The sequence below is a fragment of the Acidimicrobiales bacterium genome (assembly GCA_033344915.1).
GTDB lineage: Bacteria > Actinomycetota > Acidimicrobiia > Acidimicrobiales > Aldehydirespiratoraceae > JAJRXC01.
Genome location: JAWPML010000001.1, coordinates 2959084 through 2982014, shown reverse-complemented (window position 1 = coordinate 2982014; position 22931 = coordinate 2959084). Strand labels below are relative to the sequence as shown.

24 protein-coding genes are annotated in these 22931 nt (G+C 69.1%); 11 read left to right on the top strand and 13 right to left on the bottom strand.

What is annotated here, in order from left to right:
* The first annotated feature begins 28 nt into the window (after positions 1-28).
* Positions 29-1183: an amidohydrolase family protein gene (locus R8F63_14305; GenBank protein MDW3219783.1), complete on the top strand. Its 1155-nt coding sequence runs from the start codon at positions 29-31 to the stop codon at positions 1181-1183.
* A gap of 33 nt (positions 1184-1216) precedes the next feature.
* The gene (locus tag R8F63_14300) at positions 1217-1723 is read left to right on the top strand and encodes a GNAT family N-acetyltransferase (GenBank protein ID MDW3219782.1); all 507 of its coding nucleotides are present in this window, start codon (positions 1217-1219) and stop codon (positions 1721-1723) included.
* 1 nt (position 1724) lies between these two features.
* Here the strand turns inward: R8F63_14300 and R8F63_14295 are convergent, their stop codons facing one another.
* On the bottom strand, positions 1725-2534 hold the full coding sequence (locus R8F63_14295; protein ID MDW3219781.1) for a phytanoyl-CoA dioxygenase family protein: 810 nt from the start codon (positions 2532-2534) through the stop codon (positions 1725-1727).
* Positions 2531-3640 (bottom strand): ferritin-like domain-containing protein, encoded by a 1110-nt coding sequence (locus R8F63_14290; protein MDW3219780.1) that lies wholly within the window; start codon positions 3638-3640, stop codon positions 2531-2533. Before R8F63_14290 ends, R8F63_14295 begins: the two co-directional genes overlap by 4 nt.
* Positions 3641-3726: 86 nt before the next feature.
* Between R8F63_14290 and R8F63_14285 the strand changes: the two genes are divergently transcribed.
* Positions 3727-4899: a steroid 3-ketoacyl-CoA thiolase gene (locus R8F63_14285; protein MDW3219779.1), complete on the top strand. Its 1173-nt coding sequence runs from the start codon at positions 3727-3729 to the stop codon at positions 4897-4899.
* An 87-nt stretch (positions 4900-4986) separates the two neighbouring features.
* Here the strand turns inward: R8F63_14285 and R8F63_14280 are convergent, their stop codons facing one another.
* Together R8F63_14280 and R8F63_14275 are read right to left on the bottom strand one after the other, a co-directional pair.
* The gene (locus R8F63_14280; protein ID MDW3219778.1) at positions 4987-6057 is read right to left on the bottom strand and encodes an LLM class flavin-dependent oxidoreductase; all 1071 of its coding nucleotides are present in this window, start codon (positions 6055-6057) and stop codon (positions 4987-4989) included.
* A complete protein-coding gene (locus R8F63_14275; protein ID MDW3219777.1) occupies positions 6054-6956 on the bottom strand; it encodes an aldo/keto reductase in 903 nt (300 codons plus the stop codon). Before R8F63_14275 ends, R8F63_14280 begins: the two co-directional genes overlap by 4 nt.
* Before the next feature lie 55 nt (positions 6957-7011).
* Between R8F63_14275 and R8F63_14270 the strand changes: the two genes are divergently transcribed.
* Both R8F63_14270 and R8F63_14265 read left to right on the top strand, forming a co-directional pair.
* The gene (locus R8F63_14270) at positions 7012-8079 is read left to right on the top strand and encodes a Gfo/Idh/MocA family oxidoreductase (protein MDW3219776.1); all 1068 of its coding nucleotides are present in this window, start codon (positions 7012-7014) and stop codon (positions 8077-8079) included.
* 48 nt (positions 8080-8127) lie between these two features.
* On the top strand, positions 8128-8817 hold the full coding sequence (locus R8F63_14265; GenBank protein MDW3219775.1) for a hypothetical protein: 690 nt from the start codon (positions 8128-8130) through the stop codon (positions 8815-8817).
* A 3-nt stretch (positions 8818-8820) separates the two neighbouring features.
* On the opposite strand, the gene R8F63_14260 is transcribed toward R8F63_14265, so the two are convergent.
* The 4 genes from R8F63_14260 to R8F63_14245 all read right to left on the bottom strand — a co-directional run bounded on the left by R8F63_14260 (position 8821) and on the right by R8F63_14245 (position 12290).
* Entirely contained in the window at positions 8821-9639 is an 819-nt protein-coding gene (locus R8F63_14260) for a hypothetical protein (protein ID MDW3219774.1), read from the bottom strand.
* A 29-nt stretch (positions 9640-9668) separates the two neighbouring features.
* On the bottom strand, positions 9669-10226 hold the full coding sequence (locus R8F63_14255) for a sigma-70 family RNA polymerase sigma factor (protein MDW3219773.1): 558 nt from the start codon (positions 10224-10226) through the stop codon (positions 9669-9671).
* 92 nt (positions 10227-10318) lie between these two features.
* Entirely contained in the window at positions 10319-11524 is a 1206-nt protein-coding gene (locus R8F63_14250) for a CaiB/BaiF CoA-transferase family protein (protein ID MDW3219772.1), read from the bottom strand.
* A 13-nt stretch (positions 11525-11537) separates the two neighbouring features.
* Entirely contained in the window at positions 11538-12290 is a 753-nt protein-coding gene (locus tag R8F63_14245) for a bacterial transcriptional activator domain-containing protein (GenBank protein MDW3219771.1), read from the bottom strand.
* Positions 12291-12349: 59 nt separating this feature from the next.
* Between R8F63_14245 and R8F63_14240 the strand changes: the two genes are divergently transcribed.
* Together R8F63_14240 and R8F63_14235 are read left to right on the top strand one after the other, a co-directional pair.
* Positions 12350-12502, top strand: a complete 153-nt coding sequence (locus R8F63_14240) for a hypothetical protein (GenBank protein MDW3219770.1) — start codon at positions 12350-12352, stop codon at positions 12500-12502.
* Between the two features lie 38 nt (positions 12503-12540).
* Entirely contained in the window at positions 12541-12714 is a 174-nt protein-coding gene (locus R8F63_14235) for a DUF1059 domain-containing protein (protein MDW3219769.1), read from the top strand.
* 12 nt (positions 12715-12726) lie between these two features.
* Here R8F63_14235 and R8F63_14230 read toward each other — a convergent pair whose 3' ends face one another.
* A complete protein-coding gene (locus R8F63_14230) occupies positions 12727-13569 on the bottom strand; it encodes an enoyl-CoA hydratase (protein MDW3219768.1) in 843 nt (280 codons plus the stop codon).
* A gap of 138 nt (positions 13570-13707) precedes the next feature.
* Between R8F63_14230 and R8F63_14225 the strand changes: the two genes are divergently transcribed.
* Both R8F63_14225 and R8F63_14220 read left to right on the top strand, forming a co-directional pair.
* On the top strand, positions 13708-16518 hold the full coding sequence (locus R8F63_14225) for an EAL domain-containing protein (GenBank protein MDW3219767.1): 2811 nt from the start codon (positions 13708-13710) through the stop codon (positions 16516-16518).
* A gap of 27 nt (positions 16519-16545) precedes the next feature.
* Positions 16546-17001 carry an SRPBCC family protein gene (locus R8F63_14220; GenBank protein MDW3219766.1) on the top strand — a complete coding sequence of 152 codons (456 nt, stop codon included), beginning with the start codon at positions 16546-16548 and terminating at the stop codon, positions 16999-17001.
* 6 nt (positions 17002-17007) lie between these two features.
* Here the strand turns inward: R8F63_14220 and R8F63_14215 are convergent, their stop codons facing one another.
* A complete protein-coding gene (locus R8F63_14215) occupies positions 17008-18189 on the bottom strand; it encodes an acyl-CoA dehydrogenase family protein (GenBank protein MDW3219765.1) in 1182 nt (393 codons plus the stop codon).
* Between the two features lie 67 nt (positions 18190-18256).
* On the opposite strand from R8F63_14215, the gene R8F63_14210 reads away from it, so the two are divergent.
* Positions 18257-19294, top strand: coding sequence for an acyl-CoA dehydrogenase family protein (locus R8F63_14210; protein MDW3219764.1), 1038 nt, complete (start codon positions 18257-18259; stop codon positions 19292-19294).
* 31 nt (positions 19295-19325) lie between these two features.
* Positions 19326-20573, top strand: coding sequence for a phytanoyl-CoA dioxygenase family protein (locus R8F63_14205; GenBank protein MDW3219763.1), 1248 nt, complete (start codon positions 19326-19328; stop codon positions 20571-20573).
* 97 nt (positions 20574-20670) lie between these two features.
* Here R8F63_14205 and R8F63_14200 read toward each other — a convergent pair whose 3' ends face one another.
* The 3 genes from R8F63_14200 to R8F63_14190 are packed head-to-tail and all read right to left on the bottom strand — an operon-like array spanning position 20671 to position 22927.
* Positions 20671-21207 carry a hypothetical protein gene (locus R8F63_14200; GenBank protein MDW3219762.1) on the bottom strand — a complete coding sequence of 179 codons (537 nt, stop codon included), beginning with the start codon at positions 21205-21207 and terminating at the stop codon, positions 20671-20673.
* A complete protein-coding gene (locus tag R8F63_14195; protein MDW3219761.1) occupies positions 21204-21983 on the bottom strand; it encodes an ABC transporter permease subunit in 780 nt (259 codons plus the stop codon). The genes R8F63_14200 and R8F63_14195 overlap by 4 nt, the downstream gene beginning before the upstream one ends.
* Entirely contained in the window at positions 21980-22927 is a 948-nt protein-coding gene (locus tag R8F63_14190) for an ABC transporter ATP-binding protein (protein MDW3219760.1), read from the bottom strand. The genes R8F63_14195 and R8F63_14190 overlap by 4 nt, the downstream gene beginning before the upstream one ends.
* Positions 22928-22931 lie beyond the last annotated feature (4 nt).

The window sequence follows — 22931 nt, the reverse complement described above, 5'->3', positions numbered from 1 at the left end:
GGCGGCCTCGGGACGTAGCGTCGAACCCATGAGCGAGCGCTACACCGTCATCTCGAGCGACTGCCACGCCGGGGCCGCGATCGACACCTACAAGGACTATCTCGAAGCCAAGTGGCACGAGGACTTCGATGCGTGGCGCGGCGCGTACAGCAACCCCTTCCGGGATCTGCAGAAGACCAACACCAAGCGCACCCGCAACTGGGACAACGAGCAGCGCATCTCCGAGCAGAACGGGCAGGGTGTCGTCGCCGAGGTCGTGTTCCCCAACACCGTGCCGCCGTTCTTCCCGACGAGCTCCCTCGTTTCGAGACCGCCGACGGCCGACGACTACGAGCAGCGGCTCGCCGGAATCCGAGCCCACAATCGATGGCTGGCCGAGTGGTGTGCCGAGCATCCCGAGCGGCGGGCCGGCATCGGACAGATCTTCCTCAACGACGTCGACGACGCGCTCGACGACATCCGGTTCATCGCCGAGAACGGTCTGCGTGGCGGCGTCCTCATCCCCGGCGCCCCGGAGGACTCCGGACTTCCCGGCCTCCACCACAGCACGTACGAACCGATCTGGCAGCTCTGCGCCGACCTCGACGTCGTGATGAACCACCACACCGGATCGGCCAGCCCGGACTACGGCGACGAACCGGCCGGCAGCGTGATCTGGATCATCGAGCAGGGCTGGTTCGCCCATCGCGCGTTGACCCACCTGATCATCGGCGGCGTGTTCGAACGCCACCCCGACCTGAAGCTGGTGCTCACCGAGCAGGGTGCGGGTTGGGTGCCCGATGCGATCCGCATGCTCGACATGATGGCGATGGGAGTCCGCTCCGGGAAGATGGGCGAGCTGGGTTTCGATCCCGATCAGGCCATTCCCCGCCAGCCGAGCGAGTACTGGGCGGAGAACTGCTATGTCGCGTCACAGATCCCGCCGATGACCGATGAGGAGCTGGCCGCGATCGGCGTCGGCAAGATCATGTGGGGGAGCGACTACCCCCACGACGAGGGGTGCTACCCGAACACCCAGGCGGCGCTGCAACGGGCTTTCCACGACAAGGATCCGGCCGACGTGCGCCGGATCCTGTCGGAGAACGCGGCCGACGTCTATGGCTTCGACCTCGACGCGCTCGCCCCGCTCGCGGCCGAGCACGGCCCGAGCGTGGAGCTGATCGCCACCGCGCCGGCGGCCTGATCGGGTTCAGCCCGCCGCCGACCGGATGAGGCGATGACACTGCTCACGACGTCGGATCCCCGACTGACGCTGCGGCCTCTCGGGGCCGGCGATGCCGAGGCCCTCCATGCCGTGCTCGCCGCGAACCACGACCACCTGTCCGTCCAGGGCGACGTGTTCGATCAGGACCTGAGCGTCGAGGAGCTGGCGGAGAAGCTCGCGGCGAAGAACCGCTTCGACCACTGGTTCGTCCTGGTCGTGGACGACGAGATTGTCGGCCGCATGGATCTCGTGGACCTCGGCACCCGCCAGGCGGTGTTCGGCTACTGGCTCGCCGCAGACGCGACCGGGAGGGGCTACGTGACCACCGCCGGCCGCGCCGTGCTCGACCACGCCCGCGCCCTCGGCATCGACGAGATCTACGCCGGCGTCACGCTCGGCAACACCGCCAGCGAGGCCGTGCTCCGTCGGCTCGGCTTCGATCTCATCCAGACACTGGACGATCGGACCCGTTGGCGGCGCGCGCTCGTGGATCCGGCCCCGCCCCCCGAGATGGTCTGACTCAGCCGACGACGACCGGGAACCGGGGGTCGTCGTCCAACGGTCCGCCCACCACGAGACCGTCGGCCTCGTAGGGCGGCGACACCGGCCACGGCCGTTCGGCGAACACCGCGTCGTCACCGAGCCAACGCAGCGAGACGGCCCGGCGTCGTGACGCGAGCGTGTTGCCGGGCGCGTCGTGCAGCGTGCGGTAGTGGAAGCAGACGACGTCGCCCGGTTCGACGGCGAAGCCGACGACGTCGTGATCGTCGAGCTCGGCATCGAGATCGGGGACGAGCTCGTAGCGATCGCCGGGGTCGGTGACGTAGGGCGTCGAGTCCACGAACATGCGGGGCACGAACCAGCGATCCCAGCGATGGGACCCGGCGATGAACCGCATCGCGGTCTCGTCCGGTACGGGGTCCAATGCGATCCACATGCTGACGTTCTGGTCGCCGTCGATGCAGTAGTACGGCTGGTCGTGGTGCCAGGGAGTGCGCTCGGCGGCACCCGGCTCCTTCACCAGCACGTGCTCGTGGAAGAAGCGAACGGTCTCGGAACCCATCAACCGGCCGGCCATCTCCGCGAGGCCGCTCTCGAACGCGACGCGGCGGTAGGGCTCCACCTCCGGCCAGGTGACGTAGTCGGTCCAGAAGCCGACGGCCTCGTCACCGCGCGTGTACCAGTGCGACCAGTCGCTCGGATTCGTGCGGTTGTGTTCCACCCCGGCGGCGAGGAGCCGGAGCCATTCGTCGGACAGCGCGCCGCGCACGACGGCCGCACCATCGCGGCGAAACGCGTCGATGATCTCCGGGGAAAGGGCTGCAGTCACCCGGCCGCGGCGCGATCCTGCGCGACTGCGTCGTAGGTGTCGTAGTCCTCCGCCGTCGAGTCGGCGAACTCGTACTCCATCAGCCCGGCCTCGCCCCACTGGCGGCGCAGCAGACCGTCGTTGGCGTCGAGCAGGCCGAGGCGGCGGGTGTTCGGCACGAGCTTCGCGAAGAAGCCGGCCTGGAAGGTCGTGAAGTACGAGCGGTCGAGCGTCGCTGCGGCTTCCATGAGGAAGGGACGCACCTCGTCGACGTTCATGTTCATCCGCTCCCAGATCTCGGGCGTGGTGGAGCGGGTGCGGTTGCGGATGGTGTTCTCCGCCATGAACTCCTGGCGATCCTTGAGCTCCGCCTCGGTCAGGCCCTCGTAGAACTCCCCGAGCGACAGGATGCCGAAGGCGACGTGGCGGGCTTCGTCGGACAGCACGTAGCGCAGGAGCTTGCGCAGGAGCGGTTCCTCGGTCACCCGCAGCATCTGGCCGAAGGCGGCGAGGGCGAGCGACTCGATGATGATCTGCATGCCGAGATACGCGATGTCCCAGCGGCTGTCCTCCACGAGCACCTGGATCTGTTCCTCCAGGAACGGGCTCATCGGGTACGGGTCACCGAGCTTCGTCTGGAGGTACTTGGCGAACACCTCGGTGTGGCGGGCCTCGTCCATCGTCTGGGTCGCGGCGTAGTACTTCGCGTCGATCCACGGCACGGTCTCGCAGATCTTCGCAGCGACCATCATGGCGCCCTGCTCGCCGTGCATGAACTGGCTGAGCGTGGCCTTGAGCGACTCGATCGACAGCTCGGTGAATTGCTGCTCGGACCAGTTGGCGAAGGGTGAACCGGGAAGGTTCTTGGCCGCGCGGGCCATGGCGACGGTCGCATTGTCCTTCTGGGTCGTCTGGACGAGGTACTCGGGGTCCACCTCGGTGGCCCAGTCGAGATCGTTGACGGAGTCCCACTGCGACGCCATCGCCCGGTTGTAGAGCGTCACGAGTTGATCGCGCTCGCGGTCGTACTTCCAGGAGAACACCCGGTCGGCGTTGTCCGTGATGAGCTTGATGGACTCGTCCATCTCCTGCTGGTCGGGGAGATCGGGCGTGTCGACGGCAGTCATGGCATACCAGCGTAGAACCCGCTCGCCTTGCGTTCACGTTCACTGCGGATCACGCTGGGTCCCGTTCGCCGAAGAGGAGCACTTTCATGACCGACGTCGTCATCGTCGAAGCCGTCCGATCCGCCGTGGGCAAGAAGAACGGCACGCTCGGTCACACCCACCCGGCCGACCTGTTGGGGCCCGTGCAGATGGCGGCGCTCGAGCGGGCCGGCATCGACAGCAGCGACGTCGACCAGGTCGTCGGCGGGTGTATCAACCAGATCGGCGCCCAGGGGATGAACATCACCCGCACGGCCTGGCTCAGCCACGGGGGCGACGAGAACACGGCGTGTTCGACCGTCGACTCCCAGTGCGGGTCGAGCCAGCACGCCGTCAATCTCGGCTACTCCCTGATCGCGTCGGGGGTGGAGGACGTGGTGCTCGCCTGCGGCGTCGAGGTGATGACGATGCTGCCGGTCGGGTCCAACACCGCCAACGGGCCGGGGCGCCCGGTCAGCCGGTCCTACTTCGAGCACTACGAGTTCACGTCGCAGTTCGAGGGGGCCGAGCGAATGGCGACGAAGTACGGCATCACCCGCGACGACACCGACCGCTTCGGCCTCGAGTCCCAGGAGCGGGCGGCGAAGGCGTGGGCCGAAGGCCGGTTCGAGACGCAGATCGTGCCGATCGACGCGGTCGTGGTCGACGACGAGGGCACCAAGACCGGCGAGACCGTCGAGTTCGCCCGTGACGAGGTCCCTCGCGACACCAGCCTCGAGGCGCTCGCGAATCTGAAGCCGGTCGCCCGGGAGGACGGCATCCACACCGCCGGCTCGTCGTCACAGATCTCCGACGGCGCCGCCGCGGTGTTGCTGATGTCGGCCGAGAAGGCGGCGGAACTCGGGTTGAAGCCCAAGGCGCGGATCGCTCAGACCGCGCTGGTCGGCTGCGACCCGGTCCTCATGCTGGAGGGGCCGATTCCGGCGACCGAGCGGGTGCTGAGCCGCGAGGGGATCTCGATTGACGACGTGGACGTGTTCGAGGTGAACGAGGCGTTCGCCGCGGTGGTCCTCGCCTGGGCCAAGACCACCGGCGCCGACCTCGAGAAGACGAACCCGAACGGCGGTGCGATCGCCCTCGGTCACCCGCTGGGTGGCACCGGCTGCATCCTCACCACCAAGACACTCCACGAACTCGAGCGCACCGACGGCACCTGGGGCCTCATCTCGATGTGCTGCGGCGGCGGCCTCGGCACCGGCACCCTCATCGAACGCCTCTGAGATCGGACAGGTGAGACGCCGGCCTCTGAGTCCCGTCTCATCTCCGATCCGCAAAGGTGGGACGGGACTCTGACCCCGGCGTCTCAACTACCGGAGGGGGGCGTGGTCGATGGCGGGGAGGACGTGGCGGGCGACGAGGTCGCATTCGGCGATGTGGGTGTAGCCGGAGAGGATGAAGGCGTCGACGCCGACGTCCTGGTACGCCCGGAGCTTGGCGACGACCTGGTCGGGGTCGCCCACGATCGCCGCGCCGGCCCCGCTCCGGGCCCGACCCACGCCGGTCCAGAGGTTCGCCTCGGCGTAGCCGTCGTCGTCGGCCTCCTCCCGTAGGGCGGACTGGCGCGACACCCCGACGGATGCCGTGTCGAGTGACTTCTGACGGATCGCCTCGCCCGTCTCGGCGTCGAGCCGCGAGACGAGTCGATCGGCGGCGGCTCTCGCTTCGGCCTCGGTCTCGCGCACGATCATGTGGGCCCGCAGGCCGTAGCGCAGCTCGCGGTCGAACCGAGCGGCGCGGGCGCGCATGTCGGTGATCGTCTCCGCCACCGCTGCGACGGTGTCGGGCCAGGTCAGGAACACGTCGGCCGCCTCCGCGGCGCACTCCTTGGCAGCCTCGGAGAAGCCACCGAAGTACATCGGCGGGCAGCCCGGGTTCACCGTCGCGATCCGGGGCGGATCGAGATCGACGTCCACGAAGTCCCCGTGCTGCTCCAGGCGGCCGCCGTCGAGCAGCGTCCGCAGGCCGTGCATGTACTCGACCGTGCGGCGGTAGCGGGGCTCGGAGTCGAGCGACTGACCGGGCATGTCCGAGCTGATGATGTTGATCGTCAGCCGCCCGCCGGCCATCTGGTCGATCGTGGCCAGTTGACGCGCGAGCTGGGGCAGCCACATCTCGCCGATCCGGACCGCGAGCAGGAGGTGGATCTGCTCGGTGTGGGTCGCAATGGCCGCGGCGAACGCCGTCGAGTCGATACCGAGCTGGTACCCGGACGGCAGCAGCACGTTGTCGAACCCGTTGCGGTCCGCCGTCTGGACGATGTCGCGGCAGTGGTCCCACGAGCTGGCGAGCGCCGGCTCGGGTACACCCAGGAACTCGTAGTCGTCGTCACACAGGGCGCCGAACCAGCTGATCTCGACCGGATCACGCGCGCCGCTCACGGGAGGGGCGCGCCTTCACTGTCCTGGATCACGCGGTACACGTCGGCGCGGCTGAGGGTGACTCCGAGCGCCGCCGTCGCTGCCTCCAGACGGGCCGGCGTCTGTGTCCCGAGGATCGCGACCGGTGAGGACGGATGGGCGAGCACGAAGGCGATGCAGATCGCGGCGCGGTCGACGCCCTCGCGTTCCGCGAGCTCGTCGAGGGTCGCGATCAGCTCGAGGCGGACGCCCTCGCCGGACAGCAGGCGGCCGCCGCCGAGCGGACTCCAGGCGAGTGGGACCACGCCGTCGCGCATGCAGAGATCGAACGTGCCGTCCCGCAGCGGATCGAGCACCGCCGGCGAGTACTCCGGCTGGGTCGAGACCAGCGGGAACGGCAGATGGGCAGCGAGCGCCTCGTGCTGCGCGGGGGTGTGGTTGGAGATCCCGACCTCGCGGATCTTGCCCTTCTCCCGAAGGCCCGCGAGCGCGGCGGCGACCTCCGCCGGATGCGTGAGCAGGTCCGGTCGGTGGATCTGGTACACGTCGATCACGTCGGTCCGGAGCCGGGCGAGACTCGCGTCGCACGCGGCCTCGAGGTAGGCGGCGCTGGAGTCGTAGGGGACCGGCGGCGTGATCCCGCCCTTCGTGGCGAGGACCATCCGGTCCCGCAGGCCGGGGGCGGACGCGAGCACCCGGCCCAGGAGGTCCTCGTTCGCCCCGAACCCGGAACCGCCCCAGTCGAACCCGTAGACGTCCGCGTTGTCGACGAGGTTCATGCCGAGGTCGAGGGCGGACTCGACGAGAGCGCGGGCGTCGTCCACCGAGTCGGTGGTGAGGCGCCAGCACCCGAACGCGAGCGGACCCACTTCGAAGGGGCCGAGGGATCGGGGGCCGGGGTTGATCAGCGAGTCCGTCATCGCCCGTAAGGTATCCGGACTTCGGAAGTGCCTTCCGGCTCGATCAGGAGATGTCATGACCACCCTGCGATACGGAATCGTCGGCACCGGGATGATGGGCATCGAGCACATCAACAATCTCCTCCATGTGGACGGCACCGAGATCACGGCCGTCGCCGATCCCGACGACGGCAGTCGCGACGCCGCCGCGACGCTCGCTCCCGCCGCCGCGGTCTATGCCGACCACACGCAACTGATCGAGGACGACGTCTGTGATGCGGTCGTCGTGGCGTCGCCCAACATGACCCACATCGACGTGCTCCGCGATCTCCTCGCGACGGATCTCCACCTCCTCGTCGAGAAGCCGCTGTGCACCACGGTCGAGGACTGCTACACGGTGCTCGACCTGGCCGAGGGACGCGACGCGCTCACCTGGGTCGGCCTCGAGTACCGCTACATCCCGCAGATCTCCAGGCTGATCGCCGAGGTCGACGCCGGGACCGTCGGCGTTCCCCGCATGGTCGCGATCCGCGAGCACCGGTTCCCGTTCCTGCGCAAGGTCGGCGACTGGAACCGCTTCTCCCGCAACACGGGGGGCACGCTCGTCGAGAAGACGTGCCACTTCTTCGACCTCATGTGCCGGATCATGCCCGGCTCGCCCGTGCGGGTCATGGCCAGCGGCGCCCAGGACGTGAACCATCTCGACGAGAGCTACGACGGCGAGGTGCCCGACATCCTCGACAACGCCTTCGTGATCGTGGAGTTCGACGACGGGGGACGGGGCATGCTCGACCTCTGCATGTTCGCCGAGGCGACCCACGACCAGGAGCAGCTGAGCGTCGTCGGTGAGAAGGGCAAGGTGGAGACCTACGTGCCCCACCCGCTCGTGCGCATCGGTCGCCGGGGCGAGCACTGGATGGGGAGCGTCGAGACCCACGAGGTGCACGACGACCGTGTCGCCTACGAGGGGCACCACGACGGCTCGTCGTACCTCGAGCACCTCCGGTTCCGTGACGCGATCCTCGAGGGGACGGATCCGGAGGTCACGCTCGAGGACGGACTGCTCTCCGTCGCGATCGGCGCCGCGGCGCACCGCTCGATCGACGAAGGTCGCGTCGTGGAGTTGTCCGAGTTCCTTCGTTGATCGGTCGGAGCCGTGGCGCGGTTCCGGTGCGGGTGCGACGATCACGAGATGACAACGCCCTCCGATGGCATCGACCGCAGCTCTCACTTCGCCCAGGCCCGGGCCGCGCTCGACGCCGGGGATGTCGGTCGTGCCGCCGACCAGGTCGAGCGGGCGGAGCGTCAGGCTCGTGAGCTCAAGCAGTACTCGATCCGCTGGATCGCAGAGTTGCTGTCCAGGATCGGCGAGACGCAGGGTGAGGCGGCCGTCGAGGATGCCCTGCGCCGGTTCGGTGAGCGGAACCTCGCGGCGCGTGCGCTACCCGAGAATGACTGGTGGTCCGTACCGGCGGAGGTGCGGGCGAAGGTCGTGGCCCGGGCGATGCTCGCCAACGGTGCGGACGTTGACATCACCGAGGACGACGAGAAGATCGTCATGTCGTTTCGCTGCGGCTCCGGCGGCTGGCTGGTGGACTCGGGTGCCTACGAGGGTGACGACGCGCTGCTCGTGCTGCAGGAGGCCGGCCCCCGCACCTTCGGGCGCGACTCGATGTGGGTGTACTGCGCCCACTGCTCGGTCAACAACGAGATGCAGGCCGTCGAGACGACGGGCCGGCTGACGTCGGTGGAGTTTCCGCCCGAACGCGCCGGTGAGCCGTGCGTACACCATGTGTACCGCCGGCCCACCGACATTCCGGATGAGGTGTATGTGCGGATCGGGAAGAGGAAGCCGCCGGAGGATGAGACCGCCGACGGCTGAGGATCACTCCTCTTCGTCGTCGGAGTCGTCGTCGTCGGAGTCGTCGTCGGAGTCGTCGGAGTCGTCGTCGTCGGAGTCGTCGTCGGAGTCGTCGTCGGAGGAGTCGTCGTCGTCGTCGGAGTCGGAGTCGTCGTGATCGCTGTCGTCCTCGTCGGACTCGTCGTCGGAGTCGTCGTCGGACTCGTCGTCGTCGTCGGACTCGTCGTTGTCGTCGTCGGACTCGTCGTCGTCGGAGTCGTTGTTGTCGGAGTCGTCGTCGTGGTCGCTGTCGTCGGACTCGTCGGACTCGTCGTCGTCGGACTCGTCGTGGTCGGACCCGTCGTCCTGATCGTCTGCGTCGTCCTCGAGGGCCTCGAGTTGGTCTTCGACCTCTTCGACCAGATCGTCCATGTCGTCCTCGTCTTCGATCTCGACGATGACCGGATCGTCGATCTCGGGCAGACCCGGGACGTCGACGACACCGGTGGCGTGAACTCCGCCGACGGATGCGGCGGCAACCGTCGTGCCGACGATCACCTTTCCGGCGAAGGTGCCCACGAAGGTGGTGATGGTACTGATCAAGGCTGGTCTCCTGGCGTGTGTGTCGGCGACCGCGTCGAGGTCGAGGACCTCGTCGACTCGTGCAGACGGGGGGAAGGGTTGGGCGACCGGACCCACGTCGAGGAACTCCGCCAACGCCGCGTTCGGTGTCGGCGCCGGCTGACTCGCGAGCTCGACTCGGGCCGCCCGAAGCGCGTCGGCCACCGGGTGACCGGGGAACGCATCGGGGTCGACGTCGAGAAGCGCAGCGAGTTGCTCGGCGGAGAGGTCGTCGGGGGTCATGTCATCCCCGTCAACGTCGTCGAACGACATCAGGAGACCTCCTGGCGAAGAATTTCCGACTGCAGGCGCTTGAGGGCGCGAGCCTGGAGTCGTTTCACGGCGGTGACGGGTCGGCCCACGATCTCGGCGGTGTCAGCGAGCGAGAGATCGGCCACGAGGCGAAGGACGATCACTTCGCGTTGCTCGTCCGTGAGCTCGCGCAGGATGCGGCCGACGTCGGTGCCGGCCAGCTGCTCGAGCGCCGCGTCCTCCGCCGAAGGTTGTGTGATGACCGGCGGCTCGGCGAGGACCTCGTCGGGGCGGCGCTGACGCCGGCGATGATCGTCGATCAGCTGGTTGCGACAGATCGAGAACGACCAGCGACGAAAAGCGGCGCCGTCACCTTCGAACTCGCGGATCGACCGGAACGCGCGCAGGAATGTCTCGTTGCACACGCCCTCGGGGTCAGCCGCGCCTCGGGTTCGGGCGAACGCGGTGATGGGGCCGGCCAACCGGCGGTACAGCGTGTCGAACCCGGTCGACTCGCCCGAGCGCGCGGCGACGACTGCCCGATCGAGCGGGTGCGGAGGCTCGTGGGGGTCGGCCATCGACGGCATCATCTCACCCATCGGAAACGTCCTGGCGGCGGTTGAGGAGACCCCCTCCAACCGATTCTCGACCAAGGTCGTTGTTGCCGGGGTCAGATCACCGCACGCTCGCGGAGATCGGCGAGCCGATCGGCGTCGTATCCGAGGACCTCGCGCAGCACCCGATCGGTGTCGGCGCCGAGCCGGGGCGCGCCAGTCGGTTGCGGGTGGGGTTCGCCGGCGAGGCGTGGAAACGGGGCCTGCTGGCGGACCGAGCCGATCACCGGGTCGTCGACCGTGAGGATGTCGCCGCGGGCGAGCACGTGCTCGTCGCTGCTCAGGTCCGCCGCGTCGTAGGCCGTGCCGACCGGCACGTCCTCGGCCACACAGCGCGCCTCGATCTCCGCGGCGGTCAGCTCGGCGGCCCAGTCGGTCACGACCTGGTTGATCGCCGCGTTGTTCGCGGCGCGGGCCTGCGGGGTGGCGTAGCGATCGTCCGTGAGGAGATCCGGTCGTTGCATCGCCGCGCACAGCCGCTCGAAGTTGTTCTGGGCGGCGGCGACGATGCAGACGTAGCGACCGTCCTTGCTCGGGTAGTTGTCGAGTGGCGCCGAGTGCTCGAGCCGGTTGCCCGTGCGGGTGCGGACGATCCCGAGCTTGTCGTAGGCGGCGATCGACCATTCGAGGATGCGCAGCGCCGAGCCGTAGAGGTACGCGTCGATGACGCCGCCCACGCCGGACCCTTTGGCGTCGCGCTCGTAGAGGAGCGCCAGCGCGGCCTGAGCGGCGAACACGCCCGTGAGGTAGTCGGTGACCGTCACGCCGGGCCGGACCGGGGGTCGATCCGGTTCGCCGGTGAGGTGGAGCAGGCCGCCGTAGGCGACACCGTTGCGATCGAGACCGGGGCGCAGCGACTTGGGGCCGTCCTGGCCGAACACGCTGATGCGCACGGTGACGAGCCGCGGGTCGAGTCGGGAAGGATCGATGTTCCAACGTTCGAGCGTGCCGGGGCGGAAGTTCTCGCACACGACGTCGGACGCGGCGGCGAGATCGCGGAAGATCGCCTGGCCCTCCTCGGTGCGGAGGTCGAGGGTGACCGACTGGCGGCCGCGGCCCTCGACCGCCCAGTACAGCGAGTACGGACCCTCATCGGTCTCCACGAACGGACCCAGGTCCCGGAGCGGGTCGCCACCCTGGGGCTGCTCGATCTTGATCACCTCGGCGCCCTGCTCGCCGAGCAACCCGGCACAGAACGGCGCCGCGATCCGGGTCCCCAGATCGAGGACCCGGAGGCCTTCGAGTGGTCGTCGTGCGCTCACGATCCGGAGTCTGTCACGGCCCGAGCTGATCCCGGAGGTGACGGGTGTCCGCCGACGGCGTGATGCCGAGTTCGTCGCGCAGCGTTTGCTCGCAGCGCCGGAACACGAGCGCGGCGGCGGCGCGATCACCCCGTGCGAGCTCGGCGCGGATCGCGAGCCGGTACGCGCTCTCGCGCAGAGGGTCCAGCTCGATCGCCTGGCGGGCGATCGTCGCCGCGAGTCCCGGGTCGTGCTGCTCGATCCAGCTCTCGGCGAGGACCTCGTGGCTTCGGTACTGCGCATTGCGCAGCCGCGCCCGCTCCCGCTCGACCCACAGACCCTCGCTTCCCGTGAGAAAGGGGCGCCGGAAGATCGACGCGGCGACGGTGGCGTCGGTTGCCGCAGCCTTCCAGTCGCCGTGCCGGGCCGCGCCTTCAGCCCGGTCGAGGCGCCGCACGGCGTCCTCGGCATCGATCCACCAGTCGCTCGGAACGACGAGTTGATACGAGCCGCCCACCTGGCGAAGGGCGGCCCGCCCGTCGACGCCGATCGACGTCAACAGGCGACGCACCTTGCTTACGATCGAGTTCAGCGCCTGGCTCCATGCGCCCGGCAGCGTGTCGTTGTCCCAGACGAGATCCGCGAGGTCATCACGGGCAAGCGGATCGTGGTGTAGCGCGAGCGCGGCGAATGCCACCCGCCCCTGGGTGCCGGGCAGATCGGCTTCGTCGAAGGACCCGTCGGCGCCCACGACCGTGAGCCGGCCGGTGAGGAAGACTCGTACCAAGGATTCGCCAATCCGTCGCCAATAGGGTGCTCGTAGCGTCGCACACGGAGGTAGCGAGCATGTCCGAACACGTCATCGAGTGTCCTTGCGGCACGGTGCTGCGTGGCGGCGATCTCGACCGAGCGGTCGAGGAAGCACGAACGCACGCGAAAGAGGTCCACGACATGGATCTCGGCGCCCACGAGGCGCGGGCGATGGCACGGCCGGCCTGATCGCACTCCGTCGAGCCGCAAACAGACAGGAGTGTCAGATGAAGCAGTTCGCGTGTGGAACCGTGGTGGAGGGATGTGACGGCGTCGTAACCGGCGCCACCGACGACGAGGTGTTGGCGGCCGCCGCCGAGCACGCCGCGACCGTCCACGGCATGAGCGAGGTGCCCGACGAGGTCGTTGCCGCGATCCGGGCGGGAATCACCGAGGGTTGAGATCGCGGTCGGTCACCGGGACGTCTCTTCGTCCCGGTGCTCCGCGAACACCTCTTTCATCGACCCCTTGGCCTGCCGGGCCTCCAGCGCCTCCAGCGCGGTCGACGTGTTGTGCATCCAGTGATGCGCCTGGAAGTGGTAGTCGTACGCGTCGCGCTGACCCTGGAGGTCGAGCGTCTTGTTGATCGACCGCTTCACGACCTGCGCCGTGGCCGGGGGGACGAGCGCGATCCGGTCGGCCAGCTCCCGCGTTGCCGTTGTGAGCTCGTCGCGGGGGACGACGCGGTTGACCATGCCGAGCCGCTCGGCCTCCTGGGCGGTGAAGGTCTCCGCCGCGAGCAGGAACTCCTTCGCCTTGCGGGCCGGCATCTCCCACGGCTCGACGAGCAACTCGACCCCCGCACCGGTCATCCGCAGCACGGGGTTCTGAAACGAGGCGTCGTCGCTCGCGACGATGATGTCGCACATGCAGGCGAGCATGACCCCCGCCGCGATGCACTTGCCCTGCACGGCGGCGATCGTCGGCTTGCGGAAGTCACGAATGCGCAGGCAGCGGTCGAAGTACATGACCTTCTCGTGCTGCCATTTCCCCTCGGGCGTGTCGCGCATCTGGCGCCACTGGTCCGGTTCGGTATCGCCGACGAGGGCCTTCAGATCGTGGCCGGCCGACCAGTGTTTGCCGTTGGCGGCGAGGATCACCACGCGCACGGTGTCATCGGCATCGGCCCGATCGAACGCCTCGTCGATCTCGTCGATCATCTGCGTGTCCTGCGCGTTCGCCACGTCGGGTCGATCGAGAGTGATCGTGCAGATCATTCCGTCGACCTCGTAGGTGATGGTCCGTAGGTCGCTCATCGCTCCATGCTGGCAGGCCCGGCGAGGTTGGGCGATACGGCCTATCTCGATTTTGCGAGTTTCCGCCGATATGAACACATGGGAACGCGGCGCGCCGGTCCGGCAATGACAGCGGGTGGACGTTCCATTCGCACGAAGATGACCGCCGCGGTGCTGGTCGCCGCGCTCGCCCCGCTGGCGATCGTGGGCCTCGTCTCGGACGCCAAACAGGAGTCCCTGGCCCTCGAGAGTGCGTTCGAGCGGCTGGAGGGAATCGCCGCCGCCCAAGTCGGTCAGCTCGACGCCATCATCAACGCCGATCGCGAGATCGCCGAGATCCTCGTGACCCAGACGGCGGTTCGCAACGGACTCACGATGGTGTCCGCGGACATCGAGTCCGCGCTCGTCGAGGCCGTCGAGGAGATCGAACGGCTCGAGTCGGTCGCCGTCCTCGACACCGGCAACAACGTGATCGCCGGCAGCGACGCCTCCGCCGTCGATCGCGTCAACGACGTCCGCGACCTCCTGTCCATGGAGGGTGGGTTCGAGGGTGTCGTCGTCGAGGGGGCCGACGGTGATCCGGTCGTGATGAGTGCCACTCCCGTCGTCGTCGACGGCGTGGAGGTCGGCTGCATCATCATCGAGACGTCGATCGATGCGATCACGGCGCTCGCCACCAACTACGACGGTTTGAGCGAGACCGGCGAGACGTCGGTCGCGCAACGGCACGAGTCCGGCGGCGCCGAGTTCATCGCCCCGCTCCGCTTCACGGACGGCGCGGTTCTCGACCTGGTGATTCCGGCGTCCGCCACGGAGGCGCCGATCACGCTCGCCCTCGCCGGCCACGAGCAGCGCTTCGACGGTGTGCCCGACTATCGCGCCCAGTCGGTTCTCGCCGTCACCCGCACGGTCGACGGGCCGGGTTGGGCGGTGGTCGTGAAGATGGACCGGGCGGAAGCGCTCGCCGGCATGGCGTCGTTCCGGACGACGCTGGTGGGCGCCACCCTCATCGGCGCACTCCTCGTGATCGGCTTGGCCGTCCTGTTCGGGCGCCGTATCTCGAAGCCGATCCAGCGCCTCACCGAGGCCGCCGTCGGCGTTGCCGAGGGCGACCTCGCGGCGCGGGCGGACATCACCACCCGGGACGAGATCGGCGCGCTCGCGTCGGCGGTCACCACGATGACCGACACACTCGTGCACGCCAACGAGGTCGAGGCCCTCCGCATCCGCGAACTCGAGCAGGTCAACGCGCAGCTCGAGGCGAGCGATGCGAATGTGCGGTCGATCGTCGACCACGCGGCCGAAGGCATCATGACCTGTTCAAGGGCAGGGATCATCGAGTCGGTCAATCCCGCGACCGCGGCGTTGCTGGGGTGCCCGGCGTCGGCGATCGAGGGACAACCCTTCAGCCATCACTTCGGCGTGAGCTCACTCGGCGACGACGTGGACCCCGAGCGTGCGAACCTCGTCGAGTGGATCTGGAACCGCGAGGAGGAGGTCCTCGGTCTGTACGCCCGCCGCGACACCGGCGAGCGGGTGCCGCTGCGAATCTCGCTCAGTCGGGTCGAGATCGACGACAACGTGCGGTTCCATGTGCTCGTGCGCGACGTCTCCGAGGCGGTGGACTTCGAGCGTCGGCTCTGGGAGTCCGCCCACTACGACGGTCTGACCGGTCTTCCGAACCGGGAGCTCTTCCTGTCGGAGCTGGACCAGGTCCTCGCGTCGGCGACCGAACGGGTGGACGACGAGATCCCGGCCGTCCTCTTCATCGATCTGGATCGATTCAAGGTGGTCAACGACGCGTGGGGCCACGCGGCCGGTGACGAACTCCTCAAGCTGGTCACGGCTCGGCTGAAGAACGCGATCCGCGACGGCGATCTTCTCGCCCGCTTCGGTGGCGACGAGTTCGTCGTGATGGCGATGACGACGGACGATCCCCACGAGCTGGTCGCGCTCGGTCGCCGGATCATCCGCGAGCTGGAGAGCCCGTTCCGACTCGGCGACCACGTCACCTATGTCGGTGCGAGCGTCGGTCTCGCCCTCGGCGACGAGCCCGGGGTGAGCGCCAACGACCTCGTGAGTCAAGCGGACGTCGCCATGTACGCGGCCAAGACCGGTGGGCGCGGTCGCGTCGCCGTGTTCGACGGCGCCATGCGCGACAAGGTGCGCTCCCGTCACCGTCTCCACACGGAACTCCGCCACGCGCTGGACAACGACGAGCTGGAGGTCCACTACCAGCCCATCGTGAACGTGGTCTCCGGTGAGTTCGAGGGGGCCGAGGCGCTGGTGCGGTGGGAGCATCCGACCCGCGGCTTCATCCCTCCCGCCGAGTTCATCCCGACGGCAGAGGAAACCGGTCTCGTCACCAACATCGGTCGCGTCGTCCTGCGGGAGGTCGCCCGCCAGATCGTCGACTGGAGTACTCGCAGCGGCGGGTCGCCGCGGATCGCCGTGAACCTCTCCGCCCGTGAAGTCATGGATCCCACGATCGTCGACACCGTGTTGGACACGCTTGCTGCCGCAGGAGCATCACCGTCCTCGCTCACCCTGGAGGTGACGGAGAGCGTGCTGGTCACCGATGCCCAGGCGGCGATCGACAACCTGACTCGACTGCGTCGAACGGGCGTGCAGATCGCGCTGGATGACTTCGGGACCGGCTACTCGTCGCTCACCTACCTGCGGGACATGCCCGTCGACATCGTGAAGATCGATCGGCGCTTCATCGAGGAGCTCGCCAACGGCAACGCCGAGTCCTCCATCGCCGCGATGGTGCTCGGTCTCGGCCGCACGATGGGCCTGACCGTGATCGCCGAGGGCGTCGAGACCGCCGAGCAGCACGAACAACTCCTCTCCGTCGGCGGCACCTACGCCCAGGGCTACCTTTACGCCCGCCCCGCACCCGCCGGTGCGATCACGAACCTTCTCTGGCCCGCGGACCGCGTCGTCGACGTCAGCGCGATCGAACGGTAGCGCCGGATCGGCGCGAGACTTCGTGCCATGACCGACACGACGACCGGCCGCAGCGAGATCACGATCGGGCGCCCACCCGCTGAGGTGTTCGCCGCGATCGCCGACATCACCCGGATGGGGGAGTGGAGCCCGGAGACCGTGGCGTGCCGTTGGCTCGGCGACGGCCGAGGCGTCGGCGCCACGTTCGAGGGAGACAATCTCGCGGCGCTCGGGCCGATCACACTCAAGAAGTGGACCACCGTCTCGGAGGTGACCGCCTTCAAGGAAGGAGTCGTCTTCGAGTTCGTCACGGAGGACACGACGACGTGGCGCTTCGACTTCTCCGCCGTCGACGACGGCACCCGCGTGGTCCAGTCGTTCTCCCACCCGCCGACCACGGGAATCAAGCGAGTCATGTACAACGCGTTCGGGAGCCGCCGCAAGGCGATGGTGGCCGGCATGGGGAAGACCCTGGGCCGAGTGAAGGCCGCGCTCGAGTCCTGAGCCCCTTCAGCGGGGTTCGCGGGGAAGCCCCAGCGTGCGTTCACCGATGATGTTGCGCTGGATCTCGTTCGTGCCCGCGAAGATCGACGCTGCCCGGTAGTAGAGCCACGACCGCTGCCACCGCCCGTCGGCCGGGTTGTCGGCGGCCCCTCGCCACAGCGGCGCCTCGTCGCCGAGGACCCGCATCGCGGTCGCGTGCAACCGCTGACTCATCTCGCTCCAGTAGAGCTTCGCCGTTGCCGCCTCCGGCCCGAGCTCGCGACCGTGCTGGAGCCGACTGAGCGAGCGCCAGTTCTGGAGTTGGAACAGCCGCAGCTCGACGAATGCCTGTGCCAGGTCCTGCTCGGTGCGGACGTCGGCGGTGAGGCCGCGGTCCGTCGCCAGGCGGTACAGCTCGTCGAGCAGCTGCGAGTGGATCACCAACTGGCGCGGGTTCGTGCCCCGCTCGTGCGTGAGGGTCGACCCGGAGACACCCCACCCGCCGTTCTCGGGGCCGATGAGCTGATCGTCGGCGACGAACACCTCGTCGAAGAACACCTCGTTGAAGTCCGCCTCGTCGGTGATCTGCCGCAACGGGCGGATGTCGATACCGGGCGCCGCCATGTCCACCATGAACGCCGAGATCCCCTTGTTCTTGCGGGCTTCCGGATCGGTCCGGGCGAGGCAGAGGCCCCAGTCGGCGAACTGGGCGTAGGAGGTCCACACCTTCTGCCCGTCGAGGAGCCAGCCGCCGTCCACCCGCGTCGCCCGTGTCTTGACCGCGGCGAGATCGCTGCCGGCATCCGGCTCGCTGAAGAGCTGGCAGAAGAGCTGGTCGGCACCGAGGATGCTCGGGAGCCAGCGGGCCTTCTGCTCCGCGGTGCCGTGGGCGAGCAGGGTCGGGCCGACGAGGTTGACGCCGATGCGGCCGACCAGCTCGGGGGCGCGGGCCCGGGCGAGTTCCTCCTGCACGATGTAGTGGTCGAGGGGCGTTGCGTCCCGACCGCCGTACTCGCTCGGCCAGGTCACGCCGACGAGCCCCGCCTCGGCGAGCTTCGCCTGCCAATCACGCAGGAAGGCGACCTCCTCGGCGAGGTCGTCGAACAGGGGCGGCAGGCCGACCCCGTACGCCCAGGGCAGGTTGTCCTCGAGCCAGGCGCGGCACTCCGCCCGGAACGCGTCCTGATCCGCGGTCGGCGTGAGATCCACGCCGCGGGTCTACCAAGAACTGCGAGAACTGTCAGGAAACGCAGCGGGGTCCTACGATGCGGCCTCGATGGACTTCGATCTGTCGCCTGACCAGGTGGCCCTGCGTGATGCCGCTGCGAATCTGCTCGATGCCGAGTGTTCGATCGAACGCGTGCGCGCCGCGGCGGACGGCTTCGATCGCGAGCTGTGGGCGTCCATGGTCGAACAGGGATGGACGGCCATCGCCGTACCCGAGCGGCTCGGCGGGCTCGGTCTCGGCGTCGTCGAGATCGCCGTCCTGCTCGAGCAGGCGGGTGCCCACCTCGCGCCCGTGCCCCTGCTCCAACAGCTCACCGCGATCGCGGCGCTGCCCGAATCGGTGTCGTTGCCCTCGCTGCTCGCCGGCGACACCGTCGCCGCCGTCGCCCATCGCTCGATCGCCCGCAACGACGACGGCACGGCATCCGGGCGTCCGGAGCCCGTGGTCTACGGCGCGGTCGCGGACCTCCTGGTGGTGCCGGCGGGGGACGAACTCGTGGTCGTCGATCTGGCCGGTGTGGATCGGGTGGCCGAGCCGGCTATGGACCGGACGCGACAGCTCGCCTGGATCGATCTCGATCATGCGCCCGCCACCGTGATCGGCGGGGCCGACGCCGTGGCGGCCCACCGGCGTCGTGGCGCGGTGTTCCACGCCGCGGAGATGCTCGGCAGCGCCGAGGCGGTGATGACGCTGGCCGTCGAGTACGCGAAGGAGCGAGAGCAGTTCGGGCGGCCGATCGGCAGTTTCCAGGCGGTCAAGCACCGGTGCGCGGACATGCTGGTGGACGTCGAGGGAATGCGCTCGGCGGTGTTCCACGCAGCATGGGCAATCGGCGCGGATGATCCGGATGCGGCGGTGGCCGCCGCCACGGCGAAGGTCTGGTGCAGCGACGCCGGGGTACGGGTCGCGGAGTCGGCGCTCCAGGTGCACGGCGGCATCGGGTTCACCTGGGAGGCCGACGTCCACCGGTACCTCAAGCGGGCCCAGCTCGATCAGGTCTCGTTCGGCGACGCGCGCCATCACCGGGCCGAGCTCGCTGCGCTGCTGACCGCTCGCCTCGAGAGTGGCGGGTCCGTCCTCGGGTGAGCGACCATGGAGGCACTCGAGGAGGCCATCCATGTCGATCGATCAGCGCACTCGGCTCCAGAAGGACGTCCGTGAGCTCGCCCGCGACGAGGTCTTCGACGACCTGATCCCGACGGCGCTCGCGACCCACGCCGATCTCGCCGGGCGGGGGGCGACCTACAAGAACGCGCCGGCGCTCGGCCTCTGCGTCGACGATCGGTCGATCACCTTGCGGACCGAAGGCTCCACGATGACGATGGTGGCCGGTCTCGACGACGCCGGCGTGGTCGCGGAGATGGGCGCGGACGCCCTCTCCGACCTGGTGCAGGACAGCCAGTCGACGATGGGTCTCGCGATGACCTCGCGGGTGCAGCTGACCGCCGGCGACATCAACGCGTGGATTCTCTGGGAGCCGATCCTGCGGGCCCTGCTCGACGGCCGCAAGGTCCACGAATCCGGCGATGTCGACTTCGTCGGTCTCGACGGCGAACCGCTCGACCTCGACCGCTCGTTCACGCCGGAGGACGACAAGGAGGAGATCGGCCACTTCCTCGCCGAAGCCGGGTTCCTCCACATCCGGGGGGTGTTCGACGAGGCGGAGATGGCGGCGGTGGCCGACGACATCGACACCTGGATCGAACGGGCCACGCCCGATGACGGCGAGTCCTGGTGGGCAACAGACGAGGACGGCGTCGACCAGGCGGTACGCGTGCTCTTCTTCTACGAGAAGTCGGAGGCGCTGCGTGACCTCGTCGAGTCCGAGCGCTACCAGTGGCTCAAGGACCTGACCGGTGACGGACACGAACACAAGGGCGGCGCGGAAGGACTGGTGAAGCCGCTCGGCATCGTCAAGGGCCTCAGTGATCTCCCGTGGCACAAGGACTGCGGGCAGGGCCGCCACTCCTACGTGTGCAGTGGCATGACGTGCGGGATCTCGGTGACGGGGGCCGACCGGGTGAGCGGCGCGCTCGGCGTGATCCCCGGATCGCACCGTGCCAACACCATCGCGACCATGCGCGACCGCGACCTGGACCTGCGGCCCCGGATGCTCGAGACGGCGACCGGCGACGTCACGGTGCACTGCAGCGACACGCTGCACCGGGCCCATCCGCCGGTCGAACGGCCCCGCAAGGTCGTGTATTCGGGCTTCGGACTTCCGCCGCTGCCCGGCGACGAGGTCAAGCCCGACCCGCGCTACTCCCGTGAGGCACGAGCGGAACTGACCGACGTGCAGGACCGGATCCAGGCCGCGGACAACCCCGAGGCCGACCACCGCTACGCGCCGGGGCGCGGCCGCTAGATCCCGCTGCCGTAGTCGATCACGCCGCCGAGCAGCAGCGCGACGAACACGGCGAACACGGCCCATCCGCACACGAGTCCCCGCGCGAGCCTCGGCTTCATCGCTGCCTCCCGCGCCGCACCCGGCTCAGCAGGAGAACACCCACGACCGCCGGTGCTCCGATGGCGACGGGCAGGACACCTTCCGGATTGAGCGAGCGCCGTTCCTCGACGGTGATGGTCACGCCGTTGGACACGAAGACATCGGTGCCGTCGTCCACCGGGATCGCCACCGCGTAGGCGACGAACCGGCCACCGCTGATCGGTTGCAGGCGCCAGTCGAGTCGACGACTCGCGCCGGGTTCGATGCTGTCGATGCGGCGGGTGAGCGTCGCACTCCAGTCCTCCGGATCGACCGAGCCGGAACCGGTCGGGCTGGTCACGTCGATGTGCACCGCGAGGCGGCCGGTCGGGGCGTCGCCGTTGTTGGTGACGGTGATGGTGAGGGTCGTCGCGTCGCCGAGGCGGAGATCGGAGGCGGGCGGATCGATCCCGACGGCGACCCGCTCGGCAGCGGTGGCCGGTGCGGCCACCGACAGCAGCGTCGTGAGGAGGATCGCCATGGCGCCGGCTGATCGGGTGAGGGCGACCCTCATCGCGAGTCTCCGAGCTCGAGACGCCGTGACATTCGCACGGCGAGCACCGTGAACAGGACCGCAGCGATCGCCGGCGCGAGCAGGAGCGTCCACTGGGAACTCCAGCTGTGCTGCTTGACGAGCACCCGATCGGTCAGCCGCATCCCCGCGGCGACCGGGTTCGCCCTGATGAGGATCGAGCCGAGGGTGCTCTTCGTCGTGATGGCGGGGAGCTGACTCGGCGCGGCGAGGAGAAGAAGCAGCGCCACGGATGCGGCGAGACTCGCTCGATTCGAGTAGCTGACCGCGCTGATCGCGAGTCCGAGGGCCGTGAGCGCGGCCGCGGCCAGCGAGCCGGCCAGACCGACCGTCAGGACCGCGTCGAACGAGATACCCGGCCCCCGGCCCATCGTCGCGAGGTAGGGGATGGCGACCGCCACCGCCGCGAGCCACATCGTGCTGGCCGCGACGAGCTTGCCGATCACCAGATCGCGCCGGGCCAGCGGCGTCACCAGGATCGATTCGAGCGTGCCCCGCTCGCGCTCGCCGGAGATGGCGTCGGCGCTGACCACGAGCGCCGCCAGCGCGCCGAGGGCGATCGCTGCCTGGCCGACCAGCCCGACGGATTCGCGGGAGTCGAGAAGGTTCAGGTCGGCGTCGCTCGCGGCGGCGTAGGCCATCGCACTCAGCAGGACGGTGAAGCCGAACAGCACGCTGAGCCCCTTGGCGGAGCGCCACAGGTCGCGCAACTCCTGGGCCGCGACGACCTGCCAGCCGGGCGCCCTCCGGCCGGTCACCACGCCAGCACCTCTCCGGTCGCCCCCGTGAGCTCGAGGAACGCGTCGCTGAGGCGGGCGCCGCGAGCCTCGAGGGCTGTGAAGTCGAGCCGCCGTTCGCCGAGCTCGCGGGCGAGGTCCGACATCGTGGGTCCGTTCGGCCTGAAGTCCACGTCGACACGTCCGGCGGAGCCCGTCCCGCAGGTCGCGTGCATGCCGGCGACTTCGTTGAGGGCGGCGACCGTCGTCGCGACCGCCGTCGGGCGGACGTCGAGCCGTGCCCCACCGAGGACCCGGGCGGACGCGACCACGTCGGCGACGGAGCCGGCCGCGACGACCCGGGCGTCGTGCATGATCGCCACCCGGTCGCACACGCGTTCGACCTCGTCGAGCAGGTGGCTGCACAGCACGACCGCTCCGCCGCCGGCGATCGCGTCCTCGCGCAGGAAGGTGAGGATCTCCTGCTGGCCGGCGGGGTCGAGTCCGAGGGTCGGTTCGTCGAGGAAGAGGGCTCGCGGGCGATTCACGAGAGCGCGGGCGATCCCGAGCCGTTGCCGCATCCCGCGACTGAAGGTCGACACCCGGGCGTCGCGTTGGTCGCGAAGGCCCACGCGCTGGAGGAGTTCATCAGCTCGCGCCGACGCTTCGGCGCGGTCCAGTCCGAAGAGGCGTCCGTGGAACAAGAGCACTTCGTGGGCGGAGCGGGCGGTCGGGTAGCCGCTGCTCTCGGGAAGCACGCCGATCCGCGATCGCACGGCGGGCGCGTCCGTCAGCGGGCACCCGTCGATGACTGCGGATCCGCCGGTCGGCTCCAGGATCGTGGTGAGGGCGCGGATCACGCTCGTCTTGCCGGCACCGTTCGGCCCGAGCAGGCCGAGGATCTCGCCGGCGGCCACGTCGAAGGTCACGCGTTCCGCGGCGATGGTCCGGCCGTACGAGACGCTGATCTGGTCGCAGGTGATCATCGAC

What these genes read in the sequence shown, in the direction of transcription:
- R8F63_14305 (MDW3219783.1), top strand. Translation starts at nt 29, where the DNA reads ATGAGCGAGCGCTACACCGTCATCTCGAGCGACTGCCACGCCGGGGCC.
- R8F63_14300 (MDW3219782.1), top strand. Translation starts at nt 1,217, where the DNA reads ATGACACTGCTCACGACGTCGGATCCCCGACTGACGCTGCGGCCTCTC.
- R8F63_14290 (MDW3219780.1), bottom strand. Translation starts at nt 3,640, where the DNA reads ATGACTGCCGTCGACACGCCCGATCTCCCCGACCAGCAGGAGATGGAC.
- R8F63_14285 (MDW3219779.1), top strand. Translation starts at nt 3,727, where the DNA reads ATGACCGACGTCGTCATCGTCGAAGCCGTCCGATCCGCCGTGGGCAAG.
- R8F63_14275 (MDW3219777.1), bottom strand. Translation starts at nt 6,956, where the DNA reads ATGACGGACTCGCTGATCAACCCCGGCCCCCGATCCCTCGGCCCCTTC.
- R8F63_14270 (MDW3219776.1), top strand. Translation starts at nt 7,012, where the DNA reads ATGACCACCCTGCGATACGGAATCGTCGGCACCGGGATGATGGGCATC.
- R8F63_14265 (MDW3219775.1), top strand. Translation starts at nt 8,128, where the DNA reads ATGACAACGCCCTCCGATGGCATCGACCGCAGCTCTCACTTCGCCCAG.
- R8F63_14260 (MDW3219774.1), bottom strand. Translation starts at nt 9,639, where the DNA reads ATGACCCCCGACGACCTCTCCGCCGAGCAACTCGCTGCGCTTCTCGAC.
- R8F63_14255 (MDW3219773.1), bottom strand. Translation starts at nt 10,226, where the DNA reads ATGGCCGACCCCCACGAGCCTCCGCACCCGCTCGATCGGGCAGTCGTC.
- R8F63_14240 (MDW3219770.1), top strand. Translation starts at nt 12,350, where the DNA reads ATGTCCGAACACGTCATCGAGTGTCCTTGCGGCACGGTGCTGCGTGGC.
- R8F63_14235 (MDW3219769.1), top strand. Translation starts at nt 12,541, where the DNA reads ATGAAGCAGTTCGCGTGTGGAACCGTGGTGGAGGGATGTGACGGCGTC.
- R8F63_14230 (MDW3219768.1), bottom strand. Translation starts at nt 13,569, where the DNA reads ATGAGCGACCTACGGACCATCACCTACGAGGTCGACGGAATGATCTGC.
- R8F63_14225 (MDW3219767.1), top strand. Translation starts at nt 13,708, where the DNA reads ATGACCGCCGCGGTGCTGGTCGCCGCGCTCGCCCCGCTGGCGATCGTG.
- R8F63_14220 (MDW3219766.1), top strand. Translation starts at nt 16,546, where the DNA reads ATGACCGACACGACGACCGGCCGCAGCGAGATCACGATCGGGCGCCCA.
- R8F63_14210 (MDW3219764.1), top strand. Translation starts at nt 18,257, where the DNA reads ATGGACTTCGATCTGTCGCCTGACCAGGTGGCCCTGCGTGATGCCGCT.
- R8F63_14205 (MDW3219763.1), top strand. Translation starts at nt 19,326, where the DNA reads ATGTCGATCGATCAGCGCACTCGGCTCCAGAAGGACGTCCGTGAGCTC.
- R8F63_14200 (MDW3219762.1), bottom strand. Translation starts at nt 21,207, where the DNA reads ATGAGGGTCGCCCTCACCCGATCAGCCGGCGCCATGGCGATCCTCCTC.
- R8F63_14190 (MDW3219760.1), bottom strand. Translation starts at nt 22,927, where the DNA reads ATGATCACCTGCGACCAGATCAGCGTCTCGTACGGCCGGACCATCGCC.